Source organism: Streptomyces sp. NPDC017991, from assembly GCF_044328075.1.
GTDB lineage: Bacteria > Actinomycetota > Actinomycetes > Streptomycetales > Streptomycetaceae > Streptomyces.
This window is the reverse complement of the sequence record NZ_JBIRGP010000030.1, coordinates 13961-38179: the sequence shown is the minus strand read 5'-3', so window position 1 is coordinate 38179 and position 24219 is coordinate 13961. Positions and strand designations below refer to the sequence as shown.

The 24219-nt window shown below is 65.6% G+C and carries 19 protein-coding genes; 5 read left to right on the top strand and 14 right to left on the bottom strand.

Annotated elements, in window-relative coordinates; translation table 11 throughout:
* Positions 1-184: 184 nt before the first annotated feature.
* Complete coding sequence (locus ACH4DZ_RS43930; RefSeq protein ID WP_398295315.1) at positions 185-487, bottom strand: WhiB family transcriptional regulator; 303 nt, start codon at positions 485-487, stop codon at positions 185-187.
* A 53-nt stretch (positions 488-540) separates the two neighbouring features.
* On the bottom strand, positions 541-909 hold the full coding sequence (locus ACH4DZ_RS43925) for a DUF4913 domain-containing protein (protein ID WP_398295307.1): 369 nt from the start codon (positions 907-909) through the stop codon (positions 541-543).
* On the opposite strand from ACH4DZ_RS43925, the gene ACH4DZ_RS43920 reads away from it, so the two are divergent.
* On the top strand, positions 908-1747 hold the full coding sequence (locus ACH4DZ_RS43920) for a DUF3592 domain-containing protein (protein WP_398295306.1): 840 nt from the start codon (positions 908-910) through the stop codon (positions 1745-1747). The two genes, ACH4DZ_RS43925 and ACH4DZ_RS43920, sit on opposite strands and share 2 nt — an antisense overlap.
* 417 nt (positions 1748-2164) lie before the next feature.
* On the opposite strand, the gene ACH4DZ_RS43915 is transcribed toward ACH4DZ_RS43920, so the two are convergent.
* Both ACH4DZ_RS43915 and ACH4DZ_RS43910 read right to left on the bottom strand, forming a co-directional pair.
* Positions 2165-3502, bottom strand: coding sequence for a hypothetical protein (locus ACH4DZ_RS43915; RefSeq protein WP_398295303.1), 1338 nt, complete (start codon positions 3500-3502; stop codon positions 2165-2167).
* Positions 3503-3656: 154 nt separating this feature from the next.
* Positions 3657-4004, bottom strand: coding sequence for a hypothetical protein (locus ACH4DZ_RS43910; RefSeq protein WP_398295302.1), 348 nt, complete (start codon positions 4002-4004; stop codon positions 3657-3659).
* 1385 nt (positions 4005-5389) lie between these two features.
* On the opposite strand from ACH4DZ_RS43910, the gene ACH4DZ_RS43905 reads away from it, so the two are divergent.
* Positions 5390-5971 (top strand): hypothetical protein, encoded by a 582-nt coding sequence (locus tag ACH4DZ_RS43905; RefSeq protein WP_398295300.1) that lies wholly within the window; start codon positions 5390-5392, stop codon positions 5969-5971.
* Positions 5972-6705: 734 nt separating this feature from the next.
* On the opposite strand, the gene ACH4DZ_RS43900 is transcribed toward ACH4DZ_RS43905, so the two are convergent.
* The 8 genes from ACH4DZ_RS43900 to ACH4DZ_RS43865 all read right to left on the bottom strand — a co-directional run bounded on the left by ACH4DZ_RS43900 (position 6706) and on the right by ACH4DZ_RS43865 (position 14950).
* On the bottom strand, positions 6706-8448 hold the full coding sequence (locus ACH4DZ_RS43900; protein WP_398295313.1) for a type IV secretory system conjugative DNA transfer family protein: 1743 nt from the start codon (positions 8446-8448) through the stop codon (positions 6706-6708).
* A gap of 56 nt (positions 8449-8504) precedes the next feature.
* The gene (locus ACH4DZ_RS43895; protein WP_398295311.1) at positions 8505-10085 is read right to left on the bottom strand and encodes an ATP/GTP-binding protein; all 1581 of its coding nucleotides are present in this window, start codon (positions 10083-10085) and stop codon (positions 8505-8507) included.
* A gap of 23 nt (positions 10086-10108) precedes the next feature.
* Complete coding sequence (locus ACH4DZ_RS43890) at positions 10109-11605, bottom strand: SCO6880 family protein (protein ID WP_398295298.1); 1497 nt, start codon at positions 11603-11605, stop codon at positions 10109-10111.
* Positions 11606-11715: 110 nt separating this feature from the next.
* Positions 11716-12858 (bottom strand): hypothetical protein, encoded by a 1143-nt coding sequence (locus ACH4DZ_RS43885; RefSeq protein WP_398295296.1) that lies wholly within the window; start codon positions 12856-12858, stop codon positions 11716-11718.
* A gap of 58 nt (positions 12859-12916) precedes the next feature.
* Positions 12917-13684 (bottom strand): hypothetical protein, encoded by a 768-nt coding sequence (locus ACH4DZ_RS43880; RefSeq protein ID WP_398295294.1) that lies wholly within the window; start codon positions 13682-13684, stop codon positions 12917-12919.
* Positions 13685-13708: 24 nt separating this feature from the next.
* Positions 13709-13990 carry a hypothetical protein gene (locus ACH4DZ_RS43875; RefSeq protein ID WP_398295292.1) on the bottom strand — a complete coding sequence of 94 codons (282 nt, stop codon included), beginning with the start codon at positions 13988-13990 and terminating at the stop codon, positions 13709-13711.
* 115 nt (positions 13991-14105) lie between these two features.
* Complete coding sequence (locus ACH4DZ_RS43870; RefSeq protein ID WP_398295291.1) at positions 14106-14393, bottom strand: hypothetical protein; 288 nt, start codon at positions 14391-14393, stop codon at positions 14106-14108.
* Positions 14390-14950 (bottom strand): DUF6668 family protein, encoded by a 561-nt coding sequence (locus tag ACH4DZ_RS43865; protein ID WP_398295309.1) that lies wholly within the window; start codon positions 14948-14950, stop codon positions 14390-14392. The genes ACH4DZ_RS43870 and ACH4DZ_RS43865 overlap by 4 nt, the downstream gene beginning before the upstream one ends.
* 229 nt (positions 14951-15179) lie before the next feature.
* Between ACH4DZ_RS43865 and ACH4DZ_RS43860 the strand changes: the two genes are divergently transcribed.
* The 3 genes from ACH4DZ_RS43860 to ACH4DZ_RS43850 all read left to right on the top strand — a co-directional run bounded on the left by ACH4DZ_RS43860 (position 15180) and on the right by ACH4DZ_RS43850 (position 17769).
* Positions 15180-15983: a transglycosylase SLT domain-containing protein gene (locus ACH4DZ_RS43860; protein ID WP_398295289.1), complete on the top strand. Its 804-nt coding sequence runs from the start codon at positions 15180-15182 to the stop codon at positions 15981-15983.
* 24 nt (positions 15984-16007) lie between these two features.
* Positions 16008-16958 carry a hypothetical protein gene (locus tag ACH4DZ_RS43855; protein ID WP_398295287.1) on the top strand — a complete coding sequence of 317 codons (951 nt, stop codon included), beginning with the start codon at positions 16008-16010 and terminating at the stop codon, positions 16956-16958.
* Between the two features lie 220 nt (positions 16959-17178).
* Entirely contained in the window at positions 17179-17769 is a 591-nt protein-coding gene (locus ACH4DZ_RS43850) for a sigma-70 family RNA polymerase sigma factor (protein WP_398295285.1), read from the top strand.
* A gap of 134 nt (positions 17770-17903) precedes the next feature.
* Here the strand turns inward: ACH4DZ_RS43850 and ACH4DZ_RS43845 are convergent, their stop codons facing one another.
* Together ACH4DZ_RS43845 and ACH4DZ_RS43840 are read right to left on the bottom strand one after the other, a co-directional pair.
* Positions 17904-20792, bottom strand: coding sequence for an AfsR/SARP family transcriptional regulator (locus ACH4DZ_RS43845; RefSeq protein WP_398295284.1), 2889 nt, complete (start codon positions 20790-20792; stop codon positions 17904-17906).
* Positions 20793-21316: 524 nt separating this feature from the next.
* On the bottom strand, positions 21317-23596 hold the full coding sequence (locus ACH4DZ_RS43840) for a hypothetical protein (protein ID WP_398295282.1): 2280 nt from the start codon (positions 23594-23596) through the stop codon (positions 21317-21319).
* Positions 23597-24219 lie beyond the last annotated feature (623 nt).

Sequence of the window (24219 nt, the reverse complement as noted above, 5' to 3'; positions counted from 1 at the left end):
CGGGACTGCCGCCCGCCGAGATACCCCAGCTCAGTCAGGTCGTCGAACCCACCGAAACCGAGAGGCGACTGCTGGTCGACTGATCCACCCCGCCCGCCCGGGACAGTGCCGGGAACCGCGAAACCTGAGCGGGCGCTGTCATCAGCGGTTCCACCGAGAGCGGTTGCGAAGGCGTGCGACACCGTCACCTGCTGGTGCACACCGGACGCCTGATCAGCTTGACCAGCCTGGTGCGTTCCCGGGGCGTGGTGGCTGCCCATATCCCCTCGGCCGCCAGGTCCGGATTGACCAGCGCCCACTTCAGACAGTCTTCAATGACGGGACAGGTGCTGCACATCGACTTGGCTCGATGAATGCGATCCAGGTCCTCTTGAGATCCCATTTCCCGGTCAGGAATGAACAGGTCCGGCCGCGCGTGGCAGGCAGTCGGAGTGGAGGAACGAGGAAAAGGGACATGAGGAACGGCAAAGAGCGTTCGTGCGGGCATATCGAAGTGGCTCACTTTGCTCTCGATTGGGTCGGCGGGTCGGTGTCGGTGGTTCAGGACGGGCCAGGCGGAGGCGGGGGACCGAACGGATCCGCGGCGTCGACCGGAGGAACTTCCTTCGTCCGGTGGGCACCGGGTTTACAGCCGGCGAAGGAGCCCATCGGATCGCGCAGGGCGGACATCACCGGCTGCAGGTAGTCACGGTGCCAATTGCCGGGTCCGGACATACCCGCGCCGGGGCCGGTCAACTCAGCCCACGCGAGCCAGAGACCATGGAGCTGGGCGACCGCTTCGGGGTGTTGCCACCACCGGGAGCACCAGGGAGCCGTAGACGTCACTTCCCGGCCGTAGACCGGCAACAGGACGTTGTGCGTCCACAGGGTCAGCCCCCGCAGGGCCTGGGCATAGGCGGCGCCCTCCATGTACAGGATGAAGAGCGGCGGCCGGGCCGGAGGCTGCTTCGGTGGACCGTCGCTTCTCGGCTGCGGTGGACCGTCGCTTCTCGGCTGCGGGCCGGCCGTCTCGTGGGGGACCTCGCTCCGGGCCTCTCCTGCGTCAACAGACACGGCGACCTCGCTTTCTCCAGGTGACGGTGTGTACGTGGACACCACGTACACACTCCACTCGGGGTTCACTGGCGTATCACGCATGCCCGTGCTGAGCGCTGTGCGCTCATGGGACGTCTGCCGTGCTTATTTGGAGCGTTTCAGGCAGCCCGGTCGTCCGGCGGGTGCACCGAATGTGTCACAGACGGCACCGACTCCGACCTTGGAAGACCTCCTGTCCGTACGGGTGGGTAGTTCAGTGGCAGCTCCGACGGGGTCGCTTTTCGGGCGTGAGCCGGGAAGAGGTGAAGACATGATGACCATGGGTGCGCTGGCATGTGGGACGGGCGCTCTGCTGGCCTTTGCGGTCGCTGTGCGGGAGTCCTGGGTGCTACGGCGGTTGCGGCGGCGCGGGACGCGTACTCAGGGCCTTGTGGTCGCCAACGTGCGCACGCACGGCTCGGATGGACCGATGTGGGTGCCGGTCATCGCTTTCATTGACCAGCGGGGACACCGGACCGAGTTCTCACCGAGGGTCCGAGGAAGTTCTGCGAGGTTGACGACGGGCCGTCAGGTGCCTGTCGCGTATCTGCCGCACGACCCGCAGACGGCTCGTGTCCTCACATGGCGGCACACGACGGGGCTGGTGCTCTCCCTGTTTCTCGCCGGCTCCGTTTCGCTGGGCTTCGCCGTGTGGATCACCTTGACCGGCTGACTGGCTGACCGTCGCCCGCAGGCCGCACGGAAGATCGCGGCGGAGACCAGCGCGACGCCGCCTGGTGCGCCGGCTCTCCGACGCCACCGGCAACGCGGGACGATGACATGGGCGTGGACGGACTCGTCCGGGGCGAGGCAGACAGCTGCCTTCGCCATCTGGGTCGCGACCCCCGGGCGATGGAGGAAAACGGTCCGCCGGTGCACCAACATCGTCAGCGACGCAGTGGGCCGCGCCCAGGCCGCCGGAGAAGTCACCGACACGGTAGATCCCACGGCCCAGGCCCGGCTGCTGCTCTACTTCGTCCAGGGCCTCTCGCCCGTATCGGGAGCAGGTCTCGACAGGAGCGCGGCCCTGGCCGCTATCGACACCGCGATCGACGCGCTGTGGGCGCGACCGAGATGCGGAGCCGGTCGCTCACACCGTGAACTTGACAGCCTGGAGCCATAGGGAATTGTCCTGGGTTCCGCCCCAGATCCAGTTCCCGGGGGCCTGGCCTGTGGGCCGGTCACACGCGATGCCGCCCCAACGGCCGTCCACGGCGCTGTTCTGGCAGACAGCACCGCTGCCGACGTTGATGACAAACCCGAGTATGTAGGGCTCGTCCGCCCGCGTGGAGCCGATGTAGTTGTCGACACCGTCGACCGCGTCGCTCCAGGGCGTCTTGTACTTCTCTATGTGCACCCAGGCGTCGGCGGAAGTGCCCTTTGTCCCGGTTGTCGCCATGTTGATGGACTTGATCTTCTGCTTGGTACCGAGACGCCCGGCCGTGGCGCCGTCGCACACCGGTTTCTGCCAGCCGTCCTTGTCGAGGTAGACGCGGTAGCAGATGTGCCGGCCCGCATTACGGGCCGTCAGCTTCAAGACGGCCTGGGCAGCGGTCTGTTGATTCGGATCGGTGGAATCCGTCGGCTGGGGCACAGCGTTGGATGGCTGATCGGCCTCGGTGACCTGCTTGTCCGGCTTCTTGTCCGGCGATTCGTCCGGCGTCTTGTCCGGCGTCTTGTCCGGCGTCTTGTCCGGCTTCTTCTTGCGCTTGGCCTTCGCGGTGGGCGAAGCGCTTGCGGACGTGCCAAGTGAAGAGGCGGGTGCTGGGGGCGTGGGCAGGAGCTCCGTGGCCTTCGCCCTGCTGGTGGCCTCACTGACGGCCTGGGCCTCCGTGTCGCTGCCTGAACTGCTACCCAGCACGACCAGCGAGATGACGACCAGCAGTGCTGCGCCCACGCTTACCGCGCCGATCACGACAGGACGCTGAATCAGGCCCGGTGCCTTGTATTCCTCGTCCGACTGTCTCGCACCGCTGAGCCGACCCTTTGAACCCCGGTCGCCATGGGCCGCGACGAGAGGAGTGCTCGGCTTCGCCGATCGGATGGCCATCATCTCGGGCTTCCTACCGACAGCGTCGGAGGGGACGACAGGTGTAGTGGCATCGGCCGACGGGGCCGGTTCGTCGAGACTTACAGGTGCGGAGGAAGTGAATACGCTTTCTTGGACTCCGTTACGGTGTTCCTCCACCAGTTTGCTGGATCCGTCAGGCGACACCTCCAGGATGGCGGCATAGTCGTCCGACGGATACGAAACAGCGGCTGTCACCGCGCCGTTACGGCTGCGCGCATACCCGTGCAGTGTGTCGATAATGGCCACGTCGATCGGTTCGGCCCCGACCACCGGTACCGGCACACCGTCGATCGTGGCCGATCCGTCCTCCGCAATGACCACTGATATGTACGGAGACGGCTCCTCACCCGGATCCATCTTTTCCCTTCCTGACATGGTCGTCCCTACCGGCCTCGCACACAGCGACGGGCGGAGGAGATAAACAGTTCAATGCCGCGGTACGGAACGCTTCACCAGCCCCTGTGCGCAGCGAGAACAAAGCGTGTGAACAACACGAACTGCACGCAGCGGGTCACGGCCCACTGATGCGGTCCATGTCACGGACGTCTTCCAGCTGATCCAGCCAGGCAGCGAATTCGAGCAGATCGCGCGTTAACTGGGCCAGGTCGATCTGCTGGACTAGCTCCTCGTCCCCCACGGACGCTGACCCGGCTGTGACACGCTCAAGACGGTCGACATATTCATCGAGGTCCTGAGGGAGACCCTGGAGTCCCCATTTCAGGCGTATGAGCTTGGCCGAGAGCGGAGCGTGATGATCCAGCCGGTCCAGCCGGCTGAGGATCTGATCGCTCAGATCTCTGACGTCCCGCAGGTGCTGCATCTGCTGGAGGGCTGTGCCGGACGCGTCGGATGAAGACATCGTTTGCTGTGCTCGACTTTCGTGATGCGGGTTCGTGCACATGGAATCGGCCTTGCGTCATGAAAGGACTGGAAGCGAGGGGGAAGAGAAGCGGAGCCGGACGGAGGCGTCACGCTGACGGACCGCTGCCAACGAGCCCTTTGCGGCCGTCAGCCGTCCTGTGTGCGGCTGATACGGCGGTACGGGGCGTGCGTCCAGGAAGAAGTCCGTCATGCAGCACGACGTACCAGGCGGCGCAACGGTTCACCGCGCTCCGCGACCGGAGATCACTACTGCGTCTCGTTCCAGTACCCGTAAGACGTGCACCAGGCGACGCGGCTATCGCTGAATGTCGGCGCTCACCCCGTCCAGTGGTCCGTCCGGTGCTTGCGGCTTCATGTCCCCTTGGTGCATCCCGTGGTGGGCGAAGGGGTCCGCCGGCACGCGGGTCAAGGCCCCGGATTCGGACACCGGCGGGACTCGAATATTGATGGTCCAGGAGAACGGAGTCCCTCTGGGGAGCGAAGCAGCATCCGCTGCGTTCAAGGCGGACGCGGTGGCGTGGTGCCGGTCGAGGCCGGGAGCGGTGATCAGGTCGGTCGCCGGTGATCGCGGGGTGAACACCGGGACGCCGCGACCGGATCCGGGCCGCCGACGGGCCCCGCCCCGGCGACCCGCTCTCGCCCATCTTGCCGGCGGCCACTGCCCGGACCGGTATCGACGACGTTCAGGCGGGACTCTCCGCAGCACGCGAAAGGATCCGTGAGCTGAACGAAGAGCGTGACACTCTCGGCAAGGCGGCCCGGTATCGCGCGCGACGAAGGCGCGCTGGTGGGCCGCTGCCAGTTCGTTGCCGGCCACCAGCGTCGGTTCGGCGTGAAGCGGCTCCGCCCCCCCGGTCCCTTCCGCTGGAGCTTCTCCCACTGGGGCCGCAAAAGGCCGGCCTCACGTCCGCGAATACGCAGGGTCCACCAGGACTCCGACGGCACATACGCAGCCCCCGAGTCGCCGCCGAACTCCGGATGCGCGTAGCACGGTGGATAAACGGGAGGGTGCCCATCCAGCCTGTAACGTTGACGATAGATACCACTGCATTATCCGGCCCAGTCTTGTGCTGTTCCGGATTGGTGATCTGAAAGCCGCGCGATAGACGTTCTCTTCGGCATAGGCAATTCCGGCATGAATGACCGAAACAGGCGGAGTGTACCCACTTCGCCGGATCGTGCCGTTTCCTTAGCGACACGATTGACATCGTAAGAGATGCATCGGACACCTCTCTGAGGCATGTGCGTCACGAGTCTTTCGCATTCGCCTCGTATGCGGATGCATTGTTACCCCTCACGTCTACCAGGAGCTCGGTGTGGGTACCATGCGCAAAGCTCAGCAGGTAGAAGGGGTGAAAAGTTGTGACCAGTGAATCAGCCGCTACGCTCCGATCCCGATTCGTGGAACAAACCGCTTCAGATTTGGAGGAGAATCGGAGACGGCAGCAGGAATTGGTGAAAAGAGTCGAGGTGTTGAAGCAGGAAGAGGCTCTCCTCGGAGACCTGCTGGAACTCGTCCAGCGGTACAAAGGTTTCGCTGACGCGTCACATGTGCCTGGGCGGGCACAGGAGGAGCTGGCCGTTGCCGTAGCGGAGCAGCTCTCGGCTGAAGAGGTTGCGCGGCGCCCCGCGCTCCGGAAGGCGTCGTCTGCCAACAGGTCAAAGATCGGCACAAAAGGAAAACCGCGCCAGCCCTTGCTTGGTGATGTGTTGGTGGATCTGCTCGGCAAGCACGATGAGCCGCGTCCCGCGAAGGAGGTGAGGAAAGAGCTTCTGGAGAAGCACCCGAGTCGTTGTCCCACACCGCAGGTCGTCCGCAACGTTCTGGAGTCTCTGGTCGCCAAAGGACGTATCGAACGTCACAAGCAGCAGAGATCGGTGATGTACGCCCTTGTGGAACCGGCTGGTCCGGAAAGCGTGGCCGCGTCGGTCAGCATAGGCTGATCAGGCTGCTTGGCTACGGCGTGTCAGGCGTCACCCTTGGATCGGTTGCACTTTTTGTTCTGATCCTGCGGTCTGCACGGGGCTTCCCCCGCGCAGACCGCGGCGGCAGCGATCAGCGCGCATTTGACCGAGAACCTGAGGTGCTTGCTTGGCCGCTCAACCTGCTTCGGACCGGCCATCGCTCATCGCCTGGCCAGGACTGAGGGCCGACAGACCTCGCACTCGCTCGTCGCCGTCCTGGCGGACATGCTGCGAATGCCCGGTTCGGTGAGCCGGGACCAGGTGCGCCGTCGTCCGTGCGAGTGCCGCGCCAGAGGCACGGAAGGAGGGCTCGCCACGGTGTCCACGGCACCGAGCACTCCCCCACTGCCGTGCAGCGCTCGGTGCCGGCGACCCGCCTGCTATAGCAGGAAAGGCTGATGCCCATGCGTTTCTGCCGGCGCTGTCGGTGGTGACATGGGCCTGGTAGCTGCCGTTTGGCCCCATGCAGGGGGATGTCTGGTGGGAGCCGCCGACCGGTGCGGCAGCGACGGTCTCCTGACCACCGGGCACGAGCCGTCGCCGCGGCAGCTGGCTGGGCGAGAGCAGCTCTCCCGGCTCGGATACCTGAGCCATGGTGATGTCTATGGTGCTGTCGTGCGGCTGGGTGTGGAGATGGAGACATGGTTGACTTTCTGCAGCCGTGTGCAGCCGTGTGCAGCCAATCAGCTGAAGTCCTTGTCCACAGCCGCCGATTAGCGCAGCCATTCGTTGGTCGGCTGCTGCTCCACGGGAGGATGCGCCCCTCCCGACCAGGCTCGGGTGGCACGTTCGGTGATGGCCGCTGTTTCCGCCTTGGCCGCCTGCGAGATCCGGTCGGCGCCCGGTTCCTTGTACCAGGGACGCAGACGGATCAGTGACGGCCTTATCCCAGTGGCCAACAACAGGGCGGTGCCCTTGGGCAGGGCGCGGATCTGGTCGGGCGGCAGTATCGGGTCCAGGCGGTAGGAGTAGGAACGGGAGATGCCCTCCTTGCCTTTGGAGAACGACGCGGTGCGAACGTCGTGCTGGCCCACGAGTTTGGAGATCTTGTCGACGAAGTCGGCGTCGTCGAGACCGGCTCCGAGCAGCTTGACGGTGGCCGCGCTCCACAGGGCGTCCATGCCGGCTTCGCCCCACACACGGCTGCCCTGCCGGTAACTCTGCAGCAACGTGACGACATTGATGCCACGGGATCCGAAGTGGCTGTACAGGTCAGGCAGATCGGAGATACGGCAGACGTTGGCCGCCTCGTCGAGTACCGCTGTCATCGGCGGGTCGAGCCGCCCGCCCATGCGCTCGGCAGCCATGACACCGGCGCGCATCGTCGCGTCGGCCAGACCAGCGATCACTCCGGCTGCCGAACCGCCGCCGTCCTTGGACAGCAGGTAGAGGGTGTCCCGGCCCAGTACGTGCTCGTGGGGCCGGAACTCCGGGAGGTTCGGGTCGCGAGTCACCCAAGCCACGATCTCCGGGTCCAGCAGACAGGCAACGCACTGCCGGGCGGTTTCATAGATGCCGTCACGGGTCTCCACCGCGCCGCGCATCGTGCCCTGCAACTGCTCCGCCATCGCGGTCATCCGGACGTCCCGCAGCAGGTCGACCGGGCTACGGTCGGCCGGGTCGGCCAACCACGCCAGCAGGTCCAGCACGGAGACCTTACCGCGAGCGGCGGCCAGGAACAGGGCGGTCAGGGTGTTCTGTGCTGCGGAGATCCAGAAGTCCTTCTTGGACTGGTCGTCGTTGACGGACGCGACGAAGTGTCCGGCCAGCCGACGCGCTCCCTCGATGGTGTGGCAGTCGGCGAGCATGTCCCACCACATCTCGCGCGGGGTGTGCGCGATGCCCTGGGGGTCGAACGTCCACACCGTGCCGCTCTTCGCACGCTCCGCGCGCGTGACGGCGTAGACGTCGGACTTGTTCGAGGTCAGTAGCACCGCGCCCTGAGCCCTCAGCACCCGCGGAACCGCGATGCCAGTGGACTTGCCCGCCCGGGGGGCCATCAGGTCAAGCTCCACGTCCTCGTAGGAGGAGCGAAGTTCGGGCCCGCTCGGTTCGAGGTCCCCGAGCAGGTTGCCCGTCTCGTCCGGATGCAGCTGGGACCTGTTCTTGAGCGAGGGACGCAGTTCGCGGGCGCGTGCCGCGATGCCGTCCGGGGACAGCCCTGCCAGCTCCCGTCGCCCGGCCAGGCCCTTGGGGCGAGAGACATAGCGCATCACCCCACGTACGGTGAAGACGACTGCGGCGACGACGGAGGCGAGGAAAAGGACCATCCCGGCGATGACGGCGGTCGGTGACGTCCGTGGCCACACCGTCGCGGGTCCGTCGGTCATCAGGATCTCGAACGTGGCGAGACGGAACGGCGGCGGATGCCAGCCCCCTCCGGTAAGCACGGAGCCCAGGGTGCCGCCGAACCATGCGGTCCCGAACACGGCGAAGAGACCTGCCGCTGTGAGCACGACGGCCCATGACGCGAGATCACTGCCATAACTCTGGGCTTTGGTGGCGGACGGGTTCACCGGACCCACCGGCTGTCCGGGCGGAGGTCCTTGCGCAGGCGCACGGCGGCTTCCTGTTGCGTCGCCCAGCGCTTGTTGGTGTCGTGCAGGAGCCGCTCGGTGTCGGTGATGGCTACCCGGATCGGAATACCCGGACGTCCACCCACCTTGATCAGGAAACGGCCGCGTCCGGGCGGGTCGTCGCGGTCCCCGTGGACGCCCCAGCCCGGCGGTGAGGACCAGGAGGACACCAGGGCAATCTCCTGCCGCGACAAGCCCACGATCTTGCCCAGCTCTTCCATCTCCTGTCTGGGAAGTCCGGCGCACACCACCATGCCTGCGCGTTCGACGAAGCCGCGGGCCTTGGCCTTGTCGGCGTCGGAACCCAGGGACTCGGCGTCCTTGAGCGTGTGGGTGATCTTGGCGTCTCCTAGGCCCAGGGTGCGATTGAGCCGGGTCAGGGCATCGACACGGTCGACGATGCCGCTGGCCGCTCGCAGTGGGCGCCACAGTTCGTCCAGGACGGTGAAGTACCAACGCCGTGGCGCGAGCCCTGCGTCCGCCATGGCGTGGGAAGCGGCCACCGTGCCGAGTCCGTCCGACCAGGCTGCGAGCATGGCCGCCGCGGTGAGTTGGGTGTCCGCCTCTCCGATGCGGGAGATGTCGACGCACACCGCCGTCGCGTCCAGGTCGATGCGGGTGGAGGTCTCGGAAGCGAACGTGTCACCGAGGGGCCCGTCCAGGATGCCCAGAAGCGAGCGGTGCAGCGGGTCGACGGCGTCGCGGTAGCGGGTGTCGTCACCCCGGTCCAGGGTCACCGACCGCACCCGGTCCGGTCCTTCGGCCAGTACCCGCAGAAGGTCCGGCAGCAGCGGGGCACGGTCCGTTGGGGTGCGTTCACGCAGATGGTGCAGTGCCGCCGACAGGACGGACTGCTCGTGGTCGTCTATAGCACGGTTGCGCACGATGGTGACGAGCGCGCCGACGACGTTGAGGACCCGCCCGTGGGCCTCGGCGGCGAGCAGACGGCCGGCCTCGCCTCCGATACGGGCGGCGGCGCCGGCCATGGAGCCGGGGTCAAGGATGTTGATCCCTCCCATGCCACGGCCGACAGAGATGATCTGACCGTTCAGCGCGCGCACAGTGTCGGCGTAGTCCGGCTTGAGGTCGCCCAGCACCATGGGGACCACGCCGGTCGCGGCCAGGCCGATGAGCATGCGGTTGACAAGGGTGGACTTCCCCAGGCCCGGCATGCCGAGCATGAACAGGGACGGGTTGGAGATGTAGTGGGCGCGGGTGAACCACGACAGCGGATCGCCGCACACGGTGGCTCCGGTGTACAGATGCTGGCCCAGCGGCACGCCGGTCATCGGCGCTCCCGATCCGGCGGCGAAGGGCCACAGACCGCACGCCTGCACGGTGGTCGCCCGCCACAGGCTGGGCGAGTCCAGATTGCCGATCCGGCCGCCGCCGGGACCCTCCCAGCCGCGTGCGGGAGGCAGCGCCTCTCCGTCCCGACCGGCACGCTTTCCCTCGGGTGCGGGACCCGGCCCACCCAGCAGGGGATCGGTTCCCTCGTCCGGGAAGGGACCGTCCATGATCTGCCTGGACCGCCTCGTCCTCACAGGGCCTCCTTCAGTTCGCGCGGTACCAGCGTGTGCTCCCACGGCAGGATCCCGACAGGCAGCGTGCAGCTGAAGGCAGCGGCCTGCATCCGGTCGGCCGGCCGCATCAGCAGCCGGGCCGAGGCGGTCAGGTTGCGTACCGCTGCGTTCGCGTCGTCCAGATCGGCTTCGGTGTCCACCGTCACCGTCACCATCATCGAGAACTCGACGAGGCCGGCGCCCGTCGCCTCCTCCACTGCGGTCTGCTCCGCGGCACGCACCTCCGTCGCGGAGCGTGCCTGCACGAGGCCGCGCTGGGAACTGGCCATGAACTGTGCCGCCCGCCGGTCCGCTTCGACGATACGTGCCGAGGTGGCGGGATCGATGGGGCGGTACAGCAGAGCCACTCGCTTGCGGCGGGTGCCCGCTGATGCCTGCAGGAGCCCCCGCAGCACACCGGAGCGCACGGTGCCGCGCGGGGCGAGCGTCAGCAGCCAGGTGCGCGACACACCGGAGTCGTGCTGATAGGACCGGGCCTTTTCGACGGCTGCGGTGGGGCCGGCGTCTTCCCATGTCAGGCCGCTGCCGCCGTGCTCCGCACGGGCCTCCAGGATGTCACCGGCCACAGCCGGGTCGTATGCCACCCGTACCACTTCGGAGATCTGCTCCGCCGACAGAGCCAGGGCCGGGCCGCCGCCCGCGCCCATCAGGCCGGACAGCAGGCCCGGCAGGCGTATGGCCAGGTCGTTGATGACGTCCTCGGACTCGCGCTTCTGACCCGGTGCCAGACCGTAGGTGAGGCATATGTAGGTGTTCATCTCTGAGGCGGCGGTCGGATACCGGTCGACGACTTCCCGCATCACGGCCTTGGCGGCCTCCGGGGCGTCAGGGCGGATGCGTGGCAGCACCTCGGCTGCCAACCGGGTTCCGGTGTCCGGCGCGGTCTCGACGATAACGCTGGCCCCTCGCAGCCCGCGCTCGTTCGAGAGCCGGGCCAGCCAGTGTCCCCAGGAGGCGACCCACGTGTCCACCTGATCGGGGTCCACCAGGGAACCACCGTCAGGTTCGCAGCTCAGCACGATGGAGTACAGGTTGCGGCCCCGGTGGTGCACGACACCGAAAGGCCGGTCGTAGGCGTCCCTGCCCTCCTCCACGGTGACCCTGCTGAGAATTCCCGGCGGGCGGAACCGACCGGCCGGCCGCTGAGAGAGCGGACCCGAGACATAGATGGTTGAGCCCTTCGCCTTGCGCTGGAACCAGCCGACGCGCAGCGCGACAAGCTGATAGGCGTTGCGCCCGTCCTGGGTGCGCACGGCCAGCGGCAGGAGGAGCAACAAGAGCGGGACGAGTACGACGATCGCCGCGACCAGCGAGATCAGCGAGATCAGGAGTGTGATGACGAGGCCGCCGAACACCGCGACGGTGCCGACGAGACCGAGCGAGCCCAGCCCCGGCCGTCGGGGCCTGCGCCAGTTTCCGTAGGTGGGTTCGACTGTGGCGGCTTGGGTGGACATGGGCGTACCCGTTTCCCTCTCTGTCGGGGTGCCGTCCGGTCTCCTTGGACCGGACGGCACTGTCTGACGGACGTGTTCGCTGGTGCCGGAGTACACACCGGGCGCCAGCGCTAGTGATGGCCTTCTCGGTTGGCGCCCTCGACCCCGCTCTTGGCGACGTCCGCCGCCCCCTTGCCTGCTTGGGCAGCCAGTTGGGCCACTGTGAGCCAACCGCCTCCGCCGCCTCCGCCGCCCGAGGACTGCTCGCCGCCTCCGCTGCCCGAGGACTGCTCGCCGCCCTCGCTGCTGCCGGAGGCATCGCCGCCGGAGGATGAACCGCCCCCGTCGCCCCCGCCGCTCCTTCCTTCCTCACTGCCCTCAGGCCTGCCGCCGGCCGCATCGGCGTTGCCTCCGCGAGCGCCAGATGCTTCGTCGCCGGATTCCGACGCGCTGCCCTGCGCGAGGGACTTCGCTCCGGAAGCAATGCCCCCGGCGACACTCATGGTGGCGCTGCCGACCGAGTCGCCGCCCAGCGCGGCTGTCGCAGGTACGACCAGCCGTAGCAGTGCGGGCAGCGCGATGGCCGACAGCAGCAGCATGGCCATACCGGCTATCTGTGTGTTGATTTGGTCCGCGCCCGCCTTGTTGATCATGGTGGCGCCGGAATACATCACCAGTCCGACCGTCGGCTTGTACAGCAGCCAGGCGATCATCCAGCCGAGGTGCTTACGCCACCACGTGGTGCCCCAGTCCGTCATGGACGCGGCGGCGGCCATCGGCAGGGTCCCCATCAGCAGGATCATGACACCGAGCCGGACCCACAGCAGGATCATCTGGATGATGGCCGCGATGATCAGCAGGCAGCCGACGATCAGCAGCACCATGGACGGAATGGCGTCACTGCAGTCGATGCCGCTCAGCACTTTCTCGATGCTGCTCTTCAGTAGGTAGCTGGAGTACTCGTCCATCAGCATGGCGAACGAGTTGATCACGGTGGTGGCGACCGCGCTGACGACGACGACCCGGACAAGCCCCTTCAACGCCACCTGGCCCGCGTCCCCGCGCCGGTCCAGAGCCATCTTGATCGAGGCGAACAGCAAGGATCCGATGGAGAGATAGATGACGATCCAGCGTGTCTCCCCGCTGATGACGGTCGACGCCGCCGAATCCTCCGACTGGACATCGGTGAAGGCCGACTGGAACAGACCCAGGGCACCGGCCATGACGACCCTGGCGACCACGCTGATCATGGTTCCGATGGGATCGCTGAACATGCCCCAGAAGTCCACGCCCCCGCCACAGCTCTTTTCATCGAGAGCCAGTTGCACCGTGTCACCCTCCCCACACGACGAAGCCGTTGGGTTCGGTCTTCACGGCGGCCGCGTAGAGGGAGCCGTCGGTCTGAGGAGATACCTTCCAATCGCCTTCCCGCCAGCGCAGGGACACAGACGTCGACAGATAACCGCCGAGAGGATCGGTCATGAGCAACCGTATGTCGGCCGTCTCGGCCGAGTACGTCCGCACGGAGAAGCCGGCGAACCTACCTGCGGCGCTCTGAGCCGGGTCGGCCGTATCCACTGCGATCCTGCGTGCCACGAGCCTGTCCCGTGCCTTCCCGGAAACAACCTGTTGTTCGACGGCGGTACGCCAGTCGGGTCCGCCGATCTCGATGGGAATGATGTGAGCCGCCAAGATCGCTCCCATGGGTGTATGCGCGAAGCACCACCACATCGTCGGGTCGACATGCGTGGGTCCCGCGTCCGGCAGGGTGGGCACCATGACGGCGACGAGCTTCCTCCAACGAAGGTCATGCGGCCGCGCAGTGGGCACCTTGCTGTCGTCGTCATTGGTGCGGCAATTGTGTGGCCGACCGCTCCGCTTGTTGCGGACGTGCTGGGGATCTCCCGGAGACAGGGGACCCTGCACCTTGGCGAGAGCGTCACGACTACCGGCGGCCAATGTGGCATTACCGCTGTCCGCCATGAACGCCACTAACGCCATGACAAGGAGAAAGGCCAAGAAGATGGCCGAACTGATCCAACCGCGCTCCATGTAAAAAGGCCCATCGGGCCGTTCGTTCCTGCGTCTGGAACTGAGCATGTCGGTTGTCTCCTCTTCTGCCTTCTAGTTGAAGACGAAGGAGATGGTGGGCCCCGCGGTCGCCACCAAAACACAACCACCCAGCACCATGCCGAGACGGCTGATGTGATCGGAGGCTTCTCCACGCTTGATGGATGCGGCCATCATGACGCCGGTGATGATGACACCGGCGACACCGGCGGCGGTGCCCGCCCAACCCGCGATACCCAGCACCTTGTTCACCGCTGCGGTCAACTCATCGGGCGCCTCGCGGCCAGGATTCGGAACGCCGTCGGCCAGGTAACGGTGAGCAAGTTCGGTCAGCATTGAAATCTCCCGTGGGGACAAGTGATACGGAGATGCCGGTGTCAGGCGTTGGCGTCCTGCCTGACGTGACACGGCTTTTTGACGCATACACCCAGAAACGTCGGGTGCTGTCACTTCACAGAACAAAGTCGACGATCGGCCCTGCCGAGATACCGATGACACAGGCACCCAGGACGAACACCAGCCCTCGGAAGTAGGTGGCTCCTTCGCCCATCTCCCCGCGCCGAAGCTGCAGGGCCATCTGGATCCCGGTGATCATCAGACCCGCGACGCCGGCCGCGGACACACACCAGCCAAGGATTTCGAGCAGAAACAAGCCATCATGTGCGGCGGGATCGAAATCCCCCTCGGGCGCGAAATCACTGGGATTGATCGTTTCAGGACCATCCGCTGAAAAATTCATCGGGGCTGCTCCGCGACCAAATGGGCAATCCGCTGCAACTGCTTCGGAGGTTGGGACAGTTGCCTGCCCAGACGCCAGGCCGGAATCCATGGCAGCCGGTGGACGTCGGCGATCGACCTCAGCACCCGGACACGCCTGCCGAGAGCCGGTGGCAGGTGCCCGGGCGCATCGGCGACCAACACGAGGCCCACCAGTTGTACGCCCGCGGGGTGCTCCTTCTTGCGCAGCAGGTCCACGGCCTGTGAGGCGGCCCGCATCCCTGCGTCGTGCGTGCGGGCCACCAGAAACATCCGGCTGGGTTCACCGCGTGCCGGGTCGGGCCACCGGCGCCCCATGTCCACGCCGCCCAGCCTCTGCGCGAGGGTGCTCGCTCCGGCTCCGCCATGTGCATTGACCCAGGCGACATGAGGGCTTTGGCCGCGGTGTGACGGCGCGGTGAACGGCCGTGCCGCTGTCTCCGCCGGCCCAGCCGGTACCGACGCCGTGACAGGCAGACCCGGCGCGGGCTGCACTGCTGTCGTGGGGGCCTGGCGGACGGTCGGCCCACGGACCCACATCTGTCGGCCGCCGGACGCCGCTTCTGGGACGCCCATGGCAATCACCTCTTTCCCTCGTCACAGATGACGGATCCCGCAAAAATCCTGATTGAACTGATGGGCCGCTGTGTCCGTTGCGGCCTTCGAGCTCACGATGACCCGGTGAGCAGCAACTACGGGAAATGGCGTGGTGCGGTTCAACAGCCGTGCACAAGGCGCCGAGTTGACGATGGGCAAGGGGGGACAGACCATGGCAGCGGGACACTCCGACAATCCGCCGCAGGGTTCCGGCAGCGGACAGAGCAGTTTCGGCGTGATCGTGGCCATCGCTCTGGGCGGCATGGGTTTGACGGGATTTCTGGGACTGGTGACGCTGATCTGCGTCCTCGGGCTGGTCGTCATATGCGCGATAGGCGTTCTGATGTGGCCCGCAGTCCTCATTTGCCACATCTTCGGGTGCGGTGAAGGCGGCAGCGCACAGATCGACCAGGACCAGGTCGTGAGCGCTTATCACAGCGATGGCAGCGGGACGCTGGAGGACGCCAGCGTCCCTGCCGACCTGCTGGAGACGGTCAAGGCCGCCGGTGACCTGTGCACGCAGATCGGTCCCATCGTCATCGCCGCGCAGATCCAGCAGGAATCCACCTGGACCAAGGACCTGACGGGGCCTGACGGCGCCGAGGGTATCTCGCAGTTGCCGCCGGACAAGTTCGACGAGTTCGGCGAGGACGACGACGACAACGGCACGACCTCGGCCCTCGACGCCGAGGACTCGATCATGGCGCAGGGCAGATACCTGTGCTCACTCGCCGGTGACGTCGAGACGCTGCTCGCGGACAACGAGGTGGAGGGGGACGCCCTGGACTTGACTCTGGCGTCCTATGACGTGGGACTGGAAGCCGTCAAGGAAGCCCGCGGGGTACCGACCACGTCCCGCTCGCAGAGCTATGTCTCCGGTGTCCGCAGCCAGTTCTCCCTGTACTCCGGTGCGATCAAGCCTCCCGAGGGATCCGCCTATCCCACGATCTCCGCCGTTCCCACGTCCACGCAGTGATTGAAGACAACGAGGAGGATGTAGGTGTTCAGCAGAGTCACTCCCCGGAGCAAGTCCTCGCCGGTAAAGGTCGGACCGCCTTCGTCGTCTCTGTTCAGAGTCAGGATTCACGCTGACGGCAGCGCACTGATGGAGGGCAAGCCTCTGCAAGTACCCGAAGGACAGCCGGTACAAGCCGCTGTACTGGATGTGCTGCACCATCACGCGCAGTCATTGAACCGGTCCGTGACGGCTGTGATTCTCGATGAGACAGAAGGCGGGAGCATCCCCGTCGAGGTGGCTCCCGACGGATCGAGCCGCGTGCTGACCGATCCTTCGGACGAGCGCCCCTCAACGGGCACCCCTCTTCCGGAGCCTGTGCCGCATACGGTGACCGTGCCTTCGCCTTCCGCTCCTTCCTCAGGGTTCACCGACGCCACGATGTCGCTGCGGCTGCCACCGGCCGACATCTCACCGGGCCAGGCCGCGGACCCGCCGCACAGGACGGCCGTCACGGCTGCCGCGGTTCCTGAGGAACTCGCCGCGTTGGTCGACCTCACCATCCGGTCGGTGGATGCCGGCGCGCTGGAGCGGGCTACCGCGCTCGCGTTCCGGCTGAGGCAGCATGCCGTCCGCAACTTCGGTACGGAGCACCCGTACGCGCTGGAAGCCCTCTCGCTGGAGGCATTTGTCGCCCATAAGAGCAGCAACCACCTGCTGTCGTCAGCCACCTGGCTCAAACTCGCGAGGATCCGCCACCGCAGGTCCGACCCCCGGGTCCGGGACGAACTGGTGCGGGCCACGGCCGCCTGGCAGCGCGTCGGCGACGACATTCCCTTCGCCCTCGACCAGGGTCGTGCGCTGTCCGCGCTGTGGGAGGAGATCGCGCAAGAGCAGGTTTCCAGTCCGCAGGATATTGCGATGCTGCGACAGCTCAATACCCGTGTACGTGCCCTCAGTGATACACATGTGAGCCCTACACCGAGCGACAGCTGAAAGCATAAGCGCAGCTCAGAGGCCATAGTGAGCAAAGATGGCTGCCCACGCGGAGACGTCGGACGACCGCATGTGTCCCGATTCGGTAACCGCGTCAAGCACCTCGTCAAGCATCCGTCAATCCAACGTAGAACACCTCTCGTGACACTCCCGGTTCTCGGGACGGCATACCCGGCCCGAGACCCGGCCCCCACAGGGCAAGGAACGAGGGAGTACGAGAATGAGCTGGACCGTGATGGGCTCGGCGGGCGCGACTGAAGGTACCCGGGAACAGGCGATGCACACCCTGTGCCAGGAACATGTCGGGGACCTCTACAGTTACGTACTGAGGCTGTTGGGCGGTGACCGGCACAAAGCCGAAGACGTCGTGCAGGAAGTGCTGCTGCGTTGCTGGCGCACCCAACGGCTGGACGACCAGCGGCACTTGCGGCCATGGCTGTTCCGGGTGGCTCGCAACTATGTCGTCGACGACTACCGGATGCGCGCGGCCCGTCCGCAGGAGGTGGACGGCAATGTCTGGCTCGGCGAGGTGGCGGCCTCTTCCGACGAGGTTGACCGGGTGCTCTCGTCCATGGTCCTGCAGAAGGCGTTCGAGACGCTCTCGTACAAACACCGCGAAGTGCTGTATGAGACGTACTACAACGGCAGGTCGACACGCGAGGTCGCGCTCGTGCTCAGCATCGCACCGGGCACTGTCAAGTCACGTCTGTTCCACGCGATACGGGCTCTGCGCCTTACCTTCGGCGCCCCCCAGACGGCTGATCCGAAGACCGGTGTCTCCCCGGAGCGATGGGACCGGCCGGCGGCCTGACGGGAAGGCACGCCGGTACGCGTCCCGACGGCAGGGGCCCGCCACCGGTATGCCCCTACAGCCGATGTAGCCATCCTGCACAGGCACGATCCTGCTGTGCAGATGGCACGTATCGAAGCGGCGGAGAGTGACGTCTACCGCTCCGGCAAGGAGTTCGGGGCTTTCGGTGACACCTCTCCGAGGCGGCGAAGCCGGTCCATGATCGTCACGGCGTCCGGGTGAGCGAGATCTTCGTAGATGGCGAGCGCCTGGCGCCAACTGGACAGGGCTGCCTCGGACTCGCCGACAGTCTGATAGGCGTCCCCCAGACGGCTGAGAGTGGCACCTTCTCCCGACCGGTTGCTGACTTCTCGGTGCGCCTCGATCGCTTGGTAGTAGTACGTGATCGAGTCGTCGTGGTGGCTCAGCCGCTGGTGCACGGTCCCAAGCGTGTCAAGTGTGATCCCCTCGACCCAGCGGTTACCCGTCTTCCGCAGGACCGTCATCGCCTCTTCGAGGTGCTTGATCGCTTCCTCGAAGCGCTCAAGACGCTGGTAGGCCTCAGCGAGGTTGAGAAGCGAGATTCCCTCGGCCCAGAGGCTGCCCAGACACCGATCGAGAGCCAGTCCTCGGCGCGTGTACTCGATCGCCTTGGAGAGGTGATTCGTTTCCAGATAGAGGTGGCCCAGGTTGCCCAGGGCATGAGCTCGGCCGATCCCGTCCCCGAGTTTCCTGAACAGGACCATGGACTGCATCCGGCAGTCGATGGCCTCGTCGTACCGGTGCACCATGGCGAGCGATGCGGCCACGTCCCCGAGGGCCCAGGCCTGGCCTTGGACGTCCTGGCTCGCGCGGGCCGCTTCAAGACCTGCCCGCGCGGTATCGAGCCAGTCGCGGGTGTGGCTTCGCAGATAGAAGAACCCCCACAGGGTGGCAGGCAGGCGCCACGCAAGGCCGTGCAGCCCGCTCGCGGCAGCTTGGTGGGTCGCTGCGACCAGGTTGGGCCGCTCGGCGTCACACCACTTCATGGCGTCGTCGTAAGAGGCGAACTCCAGCGGCTGACAGGCCGCGGGCAAAGGCTGGAGCGGCACCCGTCGCCTGATCGGCATCAGGAGGGGATAAGCGGCATCCGCGGTATGCACGTACCAGGACAGCAGGCGCGTGATCGCTCGTTCCCGTTCTTCCTCGTTCTCGTTGCGGCCTTCACCCTCGGTAGCAAAGATCCGCAGTAGGTCGTGCAGCTTGTAGCGGCCTGGCACATACTCCACCAGCAGGTGGGTGTTCGTGAGCTCGGCCAGCAGACCGAGGGTTTCACGCACCGGCAGCCCGGTCAGGGCAGCCGCGGCAGGTACTGAGATATCGGGTCCCGATGCGAGTCCGAGAAGACGGAACAGCCGCGAGGCGGGCTCGGTAAGCGAGTCGTACGACCAGGAGAAGATGGTCCGTACGTCGATGCTGAGATCATCGCAGGCAAAGGGATCGAGGCTGTCGTGCCGGACCTTCAGGTCTTCGGCGATGCTGCTGAGCGAGAAGTGCGGGTGGGCAGCAGCACGCGCGGCAACAATGGCGAGCGCGAGTGGCAGCCCCGCGCAGCGCTCGACGAGTTCGTTCGTCGCTTCTGGTTCCGCCGCCGAGATACGTGTCTCGCCAAGACGTCGTACCAGGAAGTCGTGGGCTTCGGTCTTCTCAAGGGGACTCAACGAAAGTGCGTGCGCGCCCTCGTTGACGACCAGACCTGGCAGGCGTTTACGGCTCGTCACAATGGCCGCGCAGCCAAAGGTCACCGGTAGTAGTGGCCGGACCTGAGCGCTGTCGTGCGCGTTGTCCAAGACGATCAGGATCTTTTTGCTGGCGAGTAGACTACGGTACATGCCCACTTGGGCGTCATGTCCGACTGGTGTACGTTGCGCGGGCACTCCGAGCGCGTCGAGGAAGGTCCGCACAGCTTCCTCCGACGGCATTATTGGACCTGTCGGATCGAATCCCCGCAGGTTGAGATAGAGCTGGCCGTCGGGGAACCGGTGAGCGATCTCATGCGCCCAATGGACTGCGAGTGTCGACTTCCCGACGCCTGCCATGCCTGCCATCGCGTAGATCATGGGTGTGCCCGACTGTTCACTTTGGGCACGTAAGACCGCGCGCATCTGGTTCAGCTCCGCCGTGCAGCCGACGAAGGCAGCAGAATCAGCAGGAAGCTGAGCGGGTCTGGCCAGATGATGAACAGCCGCTGGTGGCTCCTGCTCGACTGCATTGCTTGCCTCGCCCGCAGCCGGCGATTCGATCAACGACGGGTCGGCCGAGAGAATGCGGTCGTGCATCTCGCGCAGGGCCGCGCCGGGATCCACGCCCAGCTCGGTCGCCAGCACCCCTCGGGCACGCCGATAGGTGGCGAGCGCTTCAGCCGGCCGCTCGGACCGGTAGAGCGACAGCATCAGCAACTGCCACAAGCGTTCCCGCAGTGGATGACTGCCCGTCAACACAACCAGTTCGGCGATCACGTCATGATGCCGTCCGAGCTGGAGATCCAGAAGCAGACGGTCCTCCACCGCGTTGAGTCGCTTCTCGGTGAGGCGGGAGCGCTCGGCCTCGGCCATGGGGCCGGGCAGTCCTGCGAGAGGTGTTCCCTCGAAGAGGTGAAGCGCTTCATGCAGCAGTGCTGCCGCTGCCGAACGGTGGCTGTTGGCCTGCGACTTCGCTTCTGTGACGCGCTGTTCGAACACATCGAGATCCAGATATCCCTCTGGCAGATCGAGCACGTATCCGTCCGTGGCCGATGTGATGAGCGATGTGCCCTCCTGCGCGAGGGCTTTCCGCAGCCGCGACACGTATGTGCGAAGAACGGAGACGGCGGCTGACGGAGGATGCTCGCCCCATACGGCGTCGATCATCTCACTCAGTGTCACGAGACGGCCGCGCCGCAGCAGGAGCGCGGCCAGCACCACGCGTTGCTGGGGCGACCCAAGATCTAATTCTTCGTCACCCCACCATGCTCTGACTGGCCCTAGGAGGGAGAAGCGAACGCAGGGTGTCTCGGTTGCTTTCATTGCAATCACTCTAGTAACACGCAAGCGACCGCCGTGGGGTTCCACAGACATACCTCGGGCCTCGTCAAGAGGCTGAGCGGTCACCGGAGAGATCAAATTCTGCAGCCGACAGTAATGCTGCTCCGGCAAGAATGCACGTGACAGGCGCTTTACCTTCCCATGGGAGACGTCACTACGGGGCGGCACGAACGAAATGATCTGGTCATCGCTTCCTGGGTGGACTTCACGCAATTCTGCCTGATATTGCGCAAGGCGGTTCAAATCGTTTGAATTGTCTAAATGGAGAATAAATCCTAGACCCGAACTTCAGCGCCTGCCGGAAAAAAGACCGACGGCCGACCCCTCACTCACTCGCCCATGATCACCATATGTGGCCCGACAAAAAATGGACAGGGAAGAGGATACGGTCCGGTCAGATCTCCTGCCGGAAGGCATTGATCGCCCAGGATAGTGAGGTCGGTCACGTCTTGGCTTTCCGAATTGCGGCGGCGATCCTGCGGACAGGCTCGCATTGCACATACACCTCATTGCAGTTGCTTGCGCACGCGCTGCGATCGCGGTGCCAGAGAGCGGAGCGAGCGGAGTTGCGCGAGCAGGTGGGCCAGCTTCCGTTCGCAGGCCCGTGGGCCGACGGCCTTGCCTGCCGCTGGTGTATTGACGGCTCCTTCCCGTGCACGGGAAGGTCGTCGCTCACTTGGTACGGCCGAGCCGGCCAACCAAAGATTCTGTCCGCTGTTCTCGATCTCGGCGAGGTGTGCCAGAGCGGAGGCACGGCGGCTGGCAAGCAGCCCCTGCACCAAGCAGCGGCCCGTGAAAGCCACTACTTCGGAAGGCAGGCCCGCTTGCTCCAACTGACGGAGGCGCTCGTCGAGAGCCTTTCGCGTCAGGCGGCAGCACTCTTCCCACATCGAGACAGTCGCAGCGCCGTCATCGGGGTCGAAGCGTGTGGCGACGGCGACGTTGACCGCCTCGACGAAGTGTCGTTCCATCACCCGGTTTTCGGTGCAGGGCAGGCACAGTCCTGCAGCGTCGCCCAGTCCGCAATCCGCACATGGAGCGGCCGCGTGTGCTTCCTCCAGTTCAACTGCCCGCTGTCGCCGTAACTCGTGAGCCTCTTGCCTACGCATCCGTTCTGCGGCTGTATGTGATCCCGGTGCGCGGGAATCGAGCATGGTCAGACGGTAACGGGACCGCATTTCTTTGCCGCCGTCGGAGCGGGGATCGGCCTGCTTCCCGGAGCTGTGGTCGTAGGAAATCCGGTGGTCGTAGAAAATCTGCTCCGTGATGCCGCGTCTGCGGGCTCTGAGGTCGTGCATGAGTGTTTCGCAGCTTTGACATGTGTGTCCGGTGTCGATGCGCACGCCGTCGTCGCACATGAGGGACCAGCACGTCTGGCGCTGTGGCAATCCTCGTTTCACCAACCAACCCGCCGCATCCACCACCGAGTGAGGGAGCTGCTCGGTCAGCCGTCGCGTAAGCCGCTCCGACAGCACCCGTTGCGCCGCCTGCGGACCGACGTGCCCTGCGATACGCGAGACCTCACATCGGGCCAGCCTGGCCAGCCACTGCCGTGTGCTGGCGCGAGGGATGGAAGCCCACAACGTGCCGACAGGCGTCAATCCTTCGGCCAGGTCGTCGGGCAGCCGAGGGGACGGCTGTCCGACGACACCTGCTCGTGAGGCTGTGGCAGCTGCCGTGGTCGTCGTGAATCTGTCCTCGCGCTCGCGGGCGGGATGCGGCAACGGCGGGTTCCCGTTATCGGCATAGCCGGAAAAGCCAGATCCAGTCCGCACATTCCGAGGTACCGCAGCCACCGAAGCGTGGTCAGTGTGAAGGGGTGCAGGATCGGGGTGGGCGGGATCGACCTGTGCGCATGGATGGGGAGGACCGCTGTCAAGCTGCTGACCAGTGCCTTTTCCGCCAGAGAGAGGTTCAAGATCTCCGGATGCAGTATCGGGGAGCGGGTTGCCGCGGACTCTACCGGTGCGACCTTTGACAAGTGCAGGGCTGGTCTGCTGCACAGCGACGGCAGGGAGAAGGAGAAGGCGCTTGCCTCTTGCGCCGGCCTGCCCACCGCGCAGCGGGGTCTGGAGGACACCGAGGCTACGCAGCCTGCTCAGGACCTTGCTGCCGCCTGAGATCGAACATTTCAGGATGCGTGCGACTGTTGCGGCGCTCCGCCCACGCCGGACACACACCGGTCCTCCGACAAGGGGCACCGAGCCGTCGTCGCGAGAGTGGAGTGTGAGCAGAAGCAGCGCCAGCCGGTCCGTTGCCGCACCCTTGTGCCGGCGACTCGCCAGCAACCCCGGAGCCGTCGCACTGTTCACCCACCCCGGAGCAAACAGTGCCTCGGTCAGACGCAGGAGGACCGAGAGTTCGGCCTTGGAGAGGGACAGCGGTGCCTGCCGGGCAGATCGTGCGGCCCACAGCGGGGCAACACGGCACTCCACTCCAGTGGTACGCCCGTTGTCAGCGGTCACGACTCGTGTGCTGAGGAGCGTGGACCGTACGAGCAGCGGCAGCACATCATGGGCGATGGCCGACTCTGAGATGCCCAGCCATCGGCCGAGTTCACGCGCCGTGATGAGGACCTGGCACGACGGGTAATTGGCCTTGGCCACCAGCACGACGGCAGCGAGTTGTACGGCGTGCGTCTGGTCGGACAGTCGGGGGTCCGACAGCAGGGTGCTGATCGCGGACAGCAACTTGGCCCTGATGCGCGGGCTCAAGCTCAGCGGGCGCGCTGGGGTTACCGGTACCTGCCGCATGCTGGGCGATGCCGCTTTTACGTTGTTTTCCACCTTGTAGAGAGGTTTCTGCGGTCGGGATATAGGATAATAAGTCCCTGAATCAAGCGGTTTGAAGGGGTTTGTTCGAGGCATGACTGTGCCGTGCCTCTGGTGGGTAGTTATGATTTGCTCCTCAAGAGGAAGTGATGGCAAACCCCCATCACCGTCCGGTGTGCCTGGCAGCGAAGTCGGACGTGATGGTCGGTATCCAGTTGTGGGTCGGGGTGGGCGGTACCTCCTTCTTGTTCGAGGGCCTTCGGCTAGGGGCCCTTGGTGTGGAGTCGTGTGGTCTCAGGAATGAGGAGTTCCTGAGACCACACGACGGTTTTGCAAGGCCGGCAAGTCGCTGAAGACGCCTTGCTCGTTACCTGACTCAGGCGCCGTGGCGAGGAAGGCGGCTGGCGTGGGACCACTTGCGGGGTCGGGGCGTCGCCGAGAGGAGACGTCGCTTGTTGACGGTGCACAACAACGTGCCTGCAAGCAGCTCGCCATCGGGGCGTGGAACGTTGCCCGATGCGGATGACTAGCCCCTTGAATGGGGATGATCATGGATTACCAGTTTCAGCCGATTTGTCAGTAAGACATGGGCGGCCGAGGCTCAGACACCCCGGCGTTGTGGCTGGTAACCTGACAGG